Genomic DNA, 10953 nt, shown 5'->3' with positions numbered 1-10953 from the left:
GTCGGTGGGGTGGTGCCTCCGTCTGTTGGCGGATTAACTCCTCCGTCCGTCGGTGGGGTTGGCTCACCTGGTTTAGGTTCCTCTGGCTTAGGTTCCTCCGGTTTAGGTTCCTCTGGCACTTCCGCATAGACATAGGTTACGACATGGTCGCCTGTGACTTTACCTTTCTCAGCTGCTGAGTCAGCTTTCACTGCAACAAGTTGGTAAGTCTTATCGCCTTTTTGCAAGGTTTCAGGTTTCTCATCTTTGTCCGCTTCTGTTGTGTCATAGGAGAGGTCTTTAGTTTCTGTTGACTCTACTGGGTCACCAACATAGACTTTTTCACCGTTGTACACATAGTACTTCTTAGTGGTAGTCTTGGTGCTAATAACAGTTAAAGCGGTGTCTTCCTTGTCGTCGCGTAATGGAGTACCATCTGTAGTTTCGTACTTAATCGTTACGGAACCGTTAGTTGGTTCGGTTGTGACTTCGTCCTTGATTTCCGCATAGACATAGGTTACGACGTGGTCGCCTGTAACTTTACCGTTCTCATCTGCTGAGCCAGCTTTCACTGCAACACGTTGGTAAGTCTTACCATCTTTTTGCAAGGTGTCAGGTTTCTCATCTTTGTCTTCTTCTGTTGTGTTATAAGAGAGATCTACAGTTTCTGTTGACTCTACTGGGTCACCAACATAGACTTTTTGACCATCGTACTCATAGTACTTCTTAGTTGTAGTCTTAGTGCTAATAGCAGTTGAAGCGGTGTCTTCCTTGTCGTCGCGTAATGGAGTACCATCTGTAGTTTCGTACTTAATCGTTACGGAACCGTTGGTTGGTTCAGTAGTGACTTCGTCCTTGATTTCCGCATAGTAGTAATTTACAACTGTATCCTTGGTCAAGTTCCCGCGGATACCTGTTCCGTCTGTGAAGGTTGTCGCTGCCTCTACCAAGTGGTAGGACTTGCCACCTGACTCAAGTGTAGTTGGACGTTCTGCTGTACCATCTGCCTTAGTGAGGGTTGTATTATAAGTCACCGCTGGATCAACTGGATTGGTTACTACAGCCGGATCACCTACTGGCACACGCTCATTATTGGCATCTAGATAATAGGTTTTGGTTGTTACCGTCTCCGAAATCTTAGTAGCTGGAGTATCTTCATAGCTTGGTTGAAGAGGTGTGCTTGTACCCAAGATATAGTAATTTACAGTTACCTTGGCTTTGTTCTCTGTAGGGATTATTTCAGTCTGTTCTGGTGCATAGACATAGGTTACGACTGTATCACCTGCTGGCAAGGTTCCATTCTCTGGAGTTTTGTCCTTAGTCTTAATGAGGTGATACGTAGTACCTGATTCATCTGTAAGAGTAGCTGGTTTTTCGTTTACTCCACTCGTTGCTGATTTGTCTTCACGAGTATCGTATGTCGCATCAGTTTTTGTTGTTGTGCCACGAACTGGTTGCTCATCTAAGTAAACCTTATTGCCATCTTTTAGGTAATAACGTCTTGTCGTTGGAGTGCTTGAGACAAGGACGTTTTCACTATCCTTATAGGCTGGTTTCAAGGGTGCACCACCTTCTGTCTCATATTTGACTGTGACGTTCCCTTTTTCTTCGATTACACCTTCCTCTACTTGCTCTTCCGCATAGTAGTAAGTAACTTTTGTCTCACCTGCTGGAAGTGTGCCGTTTTCTGTGCCATTTACACGAACTTTGTGGTACGTCTTCCCACCAATTGTCAAGACATCTGGCGCTTCGTCCTTAGTCACTTCATAGGTCGCATTTGTTAGCGTTACAACAGGTTCGCTGGTATTGGTTACCTGCTCCTCACCATTTGCATCCACGTAGTAGGTTTCAGTAACGGTTGAAGACGATACCAATTGATCCGTTGTGTCTTTGAAGTCAGCCTGAAGTTTTGTACCTTCTGGTTTTTCAGGTGTTTCACTGCCCTCCAACTTGTACTCCACAATGACACTACCATTTGATGGGGTTGATACTTCACATGTCTGTTCTGGGGCATAGACATAGGTTACGACTGTATCACCTGCTGGCAAGGTTCCATTCTCTGGAGTTTTGTCCTTAGTCTTGATGAGGTGATACGTAGTACCTGATTCATCTGTAAGAGTAGCTGGTTTTTCGTTTACTCCACCCGTTGCTGATTTGTCTTCACGAGTATCGTATGTCGCATCAGTTTTTGTTGTTGTGCCACGAACTGGTTGCTCATCTAAGTAAACCTTATTGCCATCTTTTAGGTAATAACGTCTTGTCGTTGGAGTGCTTGAGACAAGGACGTTTTCACTATCCTTATAGGCTGGTTTCAAGGGTGCGCCACCTTCTGTCTCATATTTGACTGTGACGTTCCCTTTTTCTTCGATTACACCTTCCTCTACTTGCTCTTCCGCATAGTAGTAATTTACAACTGTATCCTTGGTCAAGTTGCCGCTGATACCTGTTCCGTCTGTGAAGGTTGTAGCTGTTTCTACCAAGTGGTAAGTCTTGCCACCTGACTCAAGTGTGGTTGGACGTTCTTCTTTACCATTCTTGGTTTCAGTTGTATTATAAGTCACCGCTGGATCAACTGGATTGGTTACTACTTTCGGTGCACCTACTGGCACACGCTCATTATTGGCATCTAGATAATAGGTGTTGGTTGTTACCGTCTCCGAAATCTTAGTAGCTGGAGTATCTTCGTAGCTTGGTTGAAGAGGTGTGCTTGTACCCAAGATATAGTAATTTACAGTTACCTTGGCTTTGTTCTCTGTAGGGATTGTTTCAGTTTGTTCTGGTGCATAGAAGTATGTAACCACCGTATCACCTGCAACGACAGTGCCTTCTGTTTGCGTACTCTCACCGTCGACACCAGGCACAACGACAGCTGTTTTCACCAAGTGGTAGACAGTATTCGTCGCCTCATGCGTAAGAGTCTCTGGTTTTTCATCTTTTTCCTGCTCCGCCGCATTCCATGGTGTACCTACTGCTGCATCCTCTGTGTCAGTGACATCTGCTCTTAGAACCACACTGCTATCTACATCTGTACCATCAGCATTCAAAGCCTTGTAGACAATCTTGACTGTTCCCTTTGGATTCGGTTGTGGATTATCGGAAAGGGTTACGATATCCAGATTGACCTCAGGCTCAAAGTCAAGCTGCGGGATAGGCATCGCCTGCGTCAACGAGTGCCAATAGCTTCCATTCACGCCTCCCGGTTCCGGAGTCATAAAACGACCAAACATGGTTTTTGAAAAGATGGAACCTAGGGTGAAATATGGTACCAATTCCTTATCATGCTCACTGGGAGTAATCCCAGGTTCGTCAATAGGAACATCAGAGTTCCCACGTTTGTAAGCTTGGATATAAGGTATATATCCCAGCAGCTTTTTATTAATTTTACCTCCATCTCCCTGAAATAAATCCATGTCATACGGGAAATATCGTGCCGGTGATGTAGCGTGATTACCGTCACTTCCTTCACCGTCCTTATTTATCCAGTCATAGTGCTTATTGTCCGGATTCGAAAATTGCGGCAGTGCTCCGTCTTGCGGTAGACTTCCGTCCACATTCCGATATGTTTTCTCCATCTCTATCGCTTCTTTTTTCATCTCTTCCGGCAAGCCGGAGAAGTCGATATTGTCTACGATGCCCGCTGCAAAGTTATTTTGTGTGTTGGTGAGCTTTGTTTTCACCAGCCCTTGCACTTTCTCGGTACTAGAATACACATGTAATGTGATTTCTCTCCAGGCTGCATCTTCTTGGATAATTTGTCCATCTTTTTTTACGATAAACTTAAATTTTAATGTGTCTTTATGATTTACTATCTCATAATTCTCATCATATCGGAGTGCCTCCAGAATCTCGGCCATAGCCTCAGCAAAGGTTGTCGGCTGACTGTTCTTATCTGCAAAGACCACCTCCACGCCTTTCGGCAATTCCATGACGGTATTTGGCTTGTTGACCTTATCATCGTTTCCATCTATATGCGACAAGAACAAACCAAAATTCTTGTAAGACTGTTCATTCTGTTCTGCCTGCCCCAAAGCCTCACGGATACTGTCCGCCACCAACACAGTATTATTTTCTTTCGGCAAATATCTCGGCGAGAATACACCATCACTATCCCAACCCGTATCCGTAAACCCAATCTCCGATACAAAGGAGTCCGGTCGTGCCAATGCTATAAATGCACTATAAGTCGCATCAGCATCAGGAGCAGCCAGATCTTCAATAGGAGCCCCCTCATAAATAAGATCCCCACCAAAAATCAGATGTTCTCTATGGTGGAACTTCGTCAGGTCTTAGCTTTCCTCAATAGAGGTCGGGGCGGAGGTAAAGTCCGATTCCTGAATAATATATACTTTATCGTCTGCCTGCAATGGACCGTTTGCCGCTTTGTATGCCGCAGCATCTTCAAATTCGCCTGCTTGTTGTGCCGCCTTAGCTATATCCACGGTAACCGTACCGCTAAACTTCTTATATTTATAGCTTCCATCCGCCATCTTAAGTGCAATGATAGGATTTTCCTCTATATCCGTCCACTTGAAGTTTTGCGTTACGCTGATAGCCGTATATTGTCCCGTACGCTCGGAAATCTCATCTATACCGCTTTGGTTGGCATCTGCTACCCCTGATGTCGTTGCAGCTAGCATAACCGTCACTTCTTCCGTTCCTGTAAAGCTTGTCAGCTCTGGACCCAAGTTTCCTACTGCGGTACGGATAGCTGTGATTTGGGCATTGATATCTTCAAGACTGGCATGTTCATCCGCAAAGACTTGGTTGGCTGTTTCTGCTGCTGCTTTGGTTGCATTAGCTGCTGATTGAAGCGAGCTTGTGTCTGCTGTTGACTTAGCTGCTTTGCGAAGAGCATCGGCTGACAAGACTTCCGCTTCTGAGATGACTTCTTCGAGAACCTTCTTGGCTGCTGCTAAGGCATCGTCACTTTCTTTTGTGCCCAAGCTTTCTTCCTGTGATTCGTTTGTTGGAAGGGAATCTGCATTCTCGGTCGCTGGAACTGTCTCTTCTGTAACAACCTTTTCCGACTGTAGAGGCAAGGCAGTTGGCGTTTCCTCAGAAGTTTCAGTCAGAGGTGTAGACGAAGGCACTAGCTCCGTTTCTTTTATCTCAGTGGAAGATGACAGATTTTCCTCACTTACTGGACCACTAGTAGGAATTACTTCCTCGTTAGAAGCCAAATCATTTGCAGAAACAGATACCGCACCGTTGCCTAAGAACATGAAGGCAGCGATGGCTACCGAAGCGATACCCACATTAAACTTGCGGATCGAGTAGCGGTAGCGTTTATCAGGTGTCATCATCCGCTTACGACGAAAATTTATTTTTTTCTTATCTAACATTTTATTTTCCTCTTTTTTAAAGTTCTGAAATGAGTCTGAATAGACAAGTGAACCTTATTCTCTAGCAATTTGATAGAGATAGGCAAAGAGTGGCTTGATGATGTCCCTCTTCAGCCGTTGTTTGAAATAGTCTACTTCCAGTAGCTGGCAGGCAAAGTTCTCTGCTTTTTCTAGCTCTGCTCTACTGGTCGAGTAGGTAGCAGGGAACATGGTCTTGCCCAGATAGAGCATATCTCCCTCGTAGGGCACTCTATGGCTCTGGTAAAAGTGGCGATTGGCCCGATTCAGTCGCTCGAGGGTGACAGACTGAGGGACTGACGAAGCACTGCCCTCTCTAGCTCGAACATGGATCAGATGGAGGTGAAGCAGGTAGACCTCCTCTTCCATGATGATTCGCCTGTGAAGCTCAAAGTCCTCAACCCCATCGAAGCGGGAGTCATAGCGGTACCCTTTCTCCTTCCAGCTCTTTGTCCTAAAAATCACGCCAGGGTGCAGGAGGTAGGGATGAAAAAGGTAGAATATCCTCAATTCATTAAAGGTGGTCAAGCGTCTTTCACCAAAAGCCACCTCCCACTTGTTGCCATGAACAGGGCCTGGATAGCTGGTACAGCCACTCATAAAGACCCGTGGGTTATTTTCCATAAAGTTGACCTGTATCCGAATACGGTCATAATGAGCCAAATCATCTGCATCCATACGGATGATATAATCTGTATCGATATGGTCAATGCCATAGTTAAGGGCATAGGAAATGCCTTTGTTCTCCTCATAGGAAAGAATTTTCACAGGATATTGTTGCAATTTTTCTAAAGTTTTATCCCTACTACCATCGTTAACAACCACTATCTGATAATTATCATAGCTTTGTTTCAATAGACTATCCAAACAATCTCCGATGTGTTCCTCCCCATTATAAACAGGAATAAGCACCGTTACAGATGGTTGAGTTTTCTCTGTCAAAACATCTCCTCCTCTCCATTAAAACAATAAATAACTAGCATATATATATATATATATCAAAGGCTGTCCTTTTTATAAAATATCCTTTTTTTACAAGGATTGTAAGACTTCGTGAAAAAGGAACACACGCTGTAAGCTTAACATATTTAAAACAAAAATTCAATTATTACTCATTTAGAATCAAAAATAGTGGAAATCCAGTCTCTATGTACAATTGATTTGAGTTGATAAGCAGTTAAGGTTTGAATTACCTCTTCAAGTTTATCAATGACCTCATTTAAAGTCCTAAATACTTTATTCTTGAATCCAAGTTTACGAATCTCGGCCCAGACTTGCTCAATAGGATTCATTGATTTTCTTTCTTAGAGAGATTATAGTTCTCTCGCTCAGTTATCCCAAGTTTCCTTTTAACTTGTGCAATGTTAAGGGTAGATACTTTTAATTCAAATTTTCTAAAGACATAATCTTTGATTTCTGAATAAGTGGCTTCCTTATTGACTGAAATATATTTGAGGTTGTCTTCATTGATTTCAAGATTAATATGATTGTTTGGACAATTTCACAACCGCCTCTGTTCGTGCAGTATGAGGAAACATATCAACGCTTTGAATATACTCAACGTGATACACTTTTGCCAGTGTGACTAAATCACGCGCTAAAGTAGAGGTGTTACATGAAACGTAAACCATCTGTGTTGGTTGATAGGTTAGGATGGTGTCTAGCAATTTCTTATCCAAACCCGTTCGTGGCGGGTCAACTATAATAGCGTCAGCTCGGTAACCTTCTCGGTACCATTTAGGAATGATATCCTCAGCTTTTCCAGTCTCATAATAACAATTATCAAAGCCCATGGCCCGTGCATTTTTCTTGGCATCTGTGATAGCTTCAGGAATAATATCCATACCGCGCACGCTTTTGACTTTATCCGCAAAAGCAAAACCAATGGTCCCAACACCACAATAAGCGTCGATGATATGATCTTTTTCAGTCACATCAAGAGCAGCGACAGCTTGACGATAAAGTACCTGTGTCTGCTGGGGATTGAGCTGATAGAAAGCACGCGGAGAAAGGGCAAAGCTGTAATCCAAAACTTCCTCTGAAATGGTTTCTTGACCCCAAAGAATCTCCGTCTTCTGGCCATAAATATCGCTAGATTTTGACTTATTTAAATTGAGTGCTACCGTTTTGATTTGAGGAAAGTCCATCGTCAATTCTTTCACAAGAGGAGCCAAATGCAGAACACGACTAGTTACGAAAATCACTTGAATCTGTTCTGTTGCCTGAGCTTTACGAATCATGACAGTCCGAATACCGGCAATTTTTCGTTCATTATAGATGGGAATCTTGTGCTTGTCTAGAAGTTTGACGATACGATTGATAATGGCCTGCGTCAGCGGATCTTGAACCAGACAATCCTCGATACTGACAAGCTTGTGTGAACCTTCTGCATAAAGCCCAGCTTTGACCGAACCACCCAAAGAACGAGTTTGAAACTGCAACTTAGCTCGATAATGTTGGGGATTTTCCATACCTAGTGTGTGTCGAATCTCGTAGTTTTCATAACCTTCTGGCTTAAACTTAGTCAGAGCTTGGCGGATAATGTCGTCCTTAAAGTCCAATTGCTTATCATAGCGCAGATGCATCAGCTGGCAGCCCCCACACTCCTGATAAATAACACAAGCTGGCTCGACCCTAAATTTTGATTTTTTAGTGATGGATAATAGCCGAGCTGTGACAAAATTGCGTTTGACGCTGGTCACTTGACAAAAAACGTCTTCACCCTTGAGTGCACCGGGGACGAAAACCAGTGTTTTCTTATAAAAACCAATCCCTTCACCATTGATGCCCATGCGTTTGATTTTCAAAGGAATTCTTTGTTTTACTTGTAAATTCATTTCTCGCTAAATATCACTCCAGCTTCTTTTAGTTTTTCCAAAGTAGCTTTGCCAATTTTAGGAATAGCTAACAACTGAGTTTCTGAATAATTGGCAATATCTGCAACCGTTCTGATGCCATAATTTGTCAAGCTCTGCAATTGTGCAGAAGTCAAAATATCAAAGTCTTCTAAAAACTCATCCTCTTCTGCAAAATCATTGTTAAGCCAAGCCTGTACATAAGTAGAGGCAGTCATCAAAAGAGGCAGAACATTGTAGAGAGCTAGATAGAGGCTATCTTCGCTATTGGGTTGGTAACTTTCCAGAGCCCCCGCATCTAAAACACGTAGCATTGGAAATTCAGCTTGCAAACAAAATTCAAGAAAACCATCAACCTGACCACATAGCTGGAGTATCAATTCTTCAGCAGTTTCTTGATGACCGTTCAAAATTGCTGCAATTAGCAAAGGAACTTGCATGAGAACATCTTCCTTGTGTTCTTTATGGCTATTAAAAAATGCACTCGCCATCTCATAATTTGACATTAAAACATAGAGTGACATGATTTCATAACGACATCCCAAGGAATCATTAGGATCAGCTTGATAAATCTCTAAAAAATGGGTTAAAGCCTTCTGGTAAAGTCCATTTTGCTTATAAAGCATGGCTAAATCCATTTTAACAGAGAGGTATGGGCGACATTCTTCGTTTCTCCAAGATTTTTCAGGCAAAGAAACACACTGATGGTAAGCATCAGACTCTAACTCCTCTAAAAACCTCATTTCTCTCAATAAATCAGCCCCTGACTCCTCATTATCGTCATCTTCGGATCCAAAAGCAATATAATCGTAGAAGTCATCAATCTCTTCATCGGTCATATAACCTATAGTCTCCAATAGCTCGTCCTCAAATAGCTTATCTTGACGATACTGCTCGAAGTCAATAACCTTATCCTTATCTTTCATAGATACCTCTCTCTGAATAACATTCATTTCTCTCTTATTTTACCATTTTTGGTATAATTAACACTATGAAAATTACAAAGATTGAAAAGAAAAAACGTCTCTACCTAGTGGAGCTAGATGAGACGGAAAAGCTTTACGTGACTGAAGATACTATCGTCCGCTTTATGATGACAAAAGGTATGACCATCTCTGAAGAAGAATTAAGGGCCGTCAAGGATTTCGCTCAGTTTTCCTACGGTAAAAATCTAGCACTCTATCACCTTTCTTTCAAGAAAAGAACGGAAAAAGAAGTCAGAGATTACCTGAATCAGCATGAAATTGACGAAAAAATAATCCCTAAAGTCCTAAAAAGCCTCAAAGAGGACAAGTGGATTGATGACGAAAACTACGTCCGACAAATCGTCGCAAGCAACCTCCACACCCGCGATAAAGGCGCCTACCACCTCAAGCAGAAATTGATTCAAAAAGGCATTTCATCTAGCCTAATTGATCCTATATTAGCCGACAGCGACTTTTCTCCCCTGGCTGAAAAAATTGCTGAAAAACTGCTGCGCAAATACCAAAATAAACTCCCTCAAAAGGCACTTTTAGACAAAATCCTGCAATTTTTGCTGAACAAAGGTTTTTCATTTTCTGAAGCAAAAGCTGCGCTGGAAAGTTTAGAAGTGGAAAAAGACGAAGAACAGGAAGAAGAGCTCATCTATAAGGAACTGGAAAAGCAACACCGCCGTTTATCCAAAAAATACCAAGATTACGAACTTAAACAACGCCTAACTCAAACTCTGGCAAGAAAGGGCTACGACTACGATAAGATTCGTTCGGTTTTAGGTGATTTTTTATAAATACCATGAGTAAAATCGTGCTTTTTTCAGAAAATTGTGCTATCCTATAAGGGATAACTATTGTAGAAAGAAGATTGCCATGAAATTACCCAAAGAAGGCGACTTTATTACAATTCAAAGTTATAAGCATGATGGTAGTTTGCACCGAACATGGCGCGATACTATGGTACTAAAGACAACTGAAAACGCAGTGATTGGTGTCAACGATCATACTCTAGTCACTGAAAACGACGGACGACGTTGGGTAACTCGAGAACCCGCCATCGTCTATTTTCATAAGAAATACTGGTTTAATATCATTGCAATGATACGAGAAAATGGCGTTTCTTATTATTGTAACATTGCCAGTCCACATGTGATGGATCAAGAAGCTCTCAAGTACATTGATTACGATTTAGATGTCAAAGTCTTTACAGACGGCGAAAAGAAGCTCCTTGATGTTGACGAGTATGAAATCCACAAGAAACAGATGGGCTATTCAAACGATTTAGACTTTATCCTAAAAGAAAACGTCAAAATTCTCGTTGACTGGATCAATAATGAGAAAGGGCCATTCTCACCTGCCTATGTTAACATTTGGTACAAACGTTATCTTGAACTAAAGAATCGTTAAAGTTGTCAAGCACTCGTCAAGAGTGCTTTTTATCTGTTCTCATAACCAGTCATAATCAGCTCCCCATCCCAACTTGCCAAGCTTATTCCTAATTTTCCTCTGAAAAGCACGCTTCCCTCGAAAACATTCCCCACTCATTAGGTAAGTTAGCTGATCTCGCTCCTCTAAGCTCAATTCTTGACCAAGCACTGCCATTGCCTCTTGATACGCCACCAATTCAGCCACATCCAAACCTCCATCTGCTACAGAATGCGCCACCTCACTGATTTCATCATAAGCCATGCGGTCAAAGCCCCGCTTGATGCTCTCTTGCCTACGAATTTCATCCTTGACCCGATTGGAAAACTTGGTTTTAAAATACACACAAAGACGCTTGAT

General features: G+C 42.4%; 6 protein-coding genes and 3 pseudogenes. 2 read left to right on the top strand and 7 right to left on the bottom strand.

What is annotated here, in order from left to right; all coding sequences use genetic code 11:
- From G576_RS13740 to G576_RS0109650, 6 genes and pseudogenes are all read right to left on the bottom strand, one after another.
- A pseudogene (locus G576_RS13740) lies at positions 1 to 4142 on the bottom strand (MucBP domain-containing protein); the annotation flags it as partial.
- A gap of 123 nt (positions 4143 to 4265) precedes the next feature.
- Positions 4266 to 5321 carry a YSIRK-type signal peptide-containing protein gene (locus G576_RS0109670; RefSeq protein ID WP_027974423.1) on the bottom strand — a complete coding sequence of 352 codons (1056 nt, stop codon included), beginning with the start codon at positions 5319 to 5321 and terminating at the stop codon, positions 4266 to 4268.
- Between the two features lie 54 nt (positions 5322 to 5375).
- Positions 5376 to 6281: a glycosyltransferase family 2 protein gene (locus G576_RS0109665; protein WP_027974422.1), complete on the bottom strand. Its 906-nt coding sequence runs from the start codon at positions 6279 to 6281 to the stop codon at positions 5376 to 5378.
- A 170-nt stretch (positions 6282 to 6451) separates the two neighbouring features.
- A pseudogene (locus G576_RS13955) lies at positions 6452 to 6631 on the bottom strand (IS630 family transposase); the annotation flags it as partial.
- A 186-nt stretch (positions 6632 to 6817) separates the two neighbouring features.
- Positions 6818 to 8176 carry a 23S rRNA (uracil(1939)-C(5))-methyltransferase RlmD gene (gene rlmD / locus G576_RS0109655; RefSeq protein WP_027974420.1) on the bottom strand — a complete coding sequence of 453 codons (1359 nt, stop codon included), beginning with the start codon at positions 8174 to 8176 and terminating at the stop codon, positions 6818 to 6820.
- Complete coding sequence (locus tag G576_RS0109650) at positions 8173 to 9120, bottom strand: helix-hairpin-helix domain-containing protein (protein ID WP_027974419.1); 948 nt, start codon at positions 9118 to 9120, stop codon at positions 8173 to 8175. The genes rlmD and G576_RS0109650 overlap by 4 nt, the downstream gene beginning before the upstream one ends.
- Before the next feature lie 65 nt (positions 9121 to 9185).
- Between G576_RS0109650 and recX the strand changes: the two genes are divergently transcribed.
- Entirely contained in the window at positions 9186 to 9962 is a 777-nt protein-coding gene (gene recX, locus G576_RS0109645) for a recombination regulator RecX (RefSeq protein ID WP_027974418.1), read from the top strand.
- A gap of 79 nt (positions 9963 to 10041) precedes the next feature.
- The gene (ntdP, locus tag G576_RS0109640) at positions 10042 to 10575 is read left to right on the top strand and encodes a nucleoside tri-diphosphate phosphatase (RefSeq protein WP_027974417.1); all 534 of its coding nucleotides are present in this window, start codon (positions 10042 to 10044) and stop codon (positions 10573 to 10575) included.
- A 39-nt stretch (positions 10576 to 10614) separates the two neighbouring features.
- On the opposite strand, the pseudogene G576_RS12705 reads toward ntdP, so the two are convergent.
- A pseudogene (locus G576_RS12705) lies at positions 10615 to 10953 on the bottom strand (hypothetical protein); the annotation flags it as partial.

Origin of the sequence: Streptococcus porci DSM 23759, from assembly GCF_000423765.1 — a bacterium.
GTDB classification, from domain to species: Bacteria; Bacillota; Bacilli; order Lactobacillales; family Streptococcaceae; genus Streptococcus; species Streptococcus porci.
The sequence above is the reverse complement of the archived record's forward strand: the minus strand, read 5'-3'. Positions and strand labels throughout refer to the sequence as shown.

Bases quoted from the DNA above. Each gene is read 5' to 3' on its own strand.
- G576_RS0109670 (WP_027974423.1), bottom strand. From the start codon at position 5,321: ATGTTAGATAAGAAAAAAATAAATTTTCGTCGTAAGCGGATGATGACA.
- rlmD (WP_027974420.1), bottom strand. From the start codon at position 8,176: ATGAATTTACAAGTAAAACAAAGAATTCCTTTGAAAATCAAACGCATG.
- G576_RS0109650 (WP_027974419.1), bottom strand. From the start codon at position 9,120: ATGAAAGATAAGGATAAGGTTATTGACTTCGAGCAGTATCGTCAAGAT.
- recX (WP_027974418.1), top strand. From the start codon at position 9,186: ATGAAAATTACAAAGATTGAAAAGAAAAAACGTCTCTACCTAGTGGAG.
- ntdP (WP_027974417.1), top strand. From the start codon at position 10,042: ATGAAATTACCCAAAGAAGGCGACTTTATTACAATTCAAAGTTATAAG.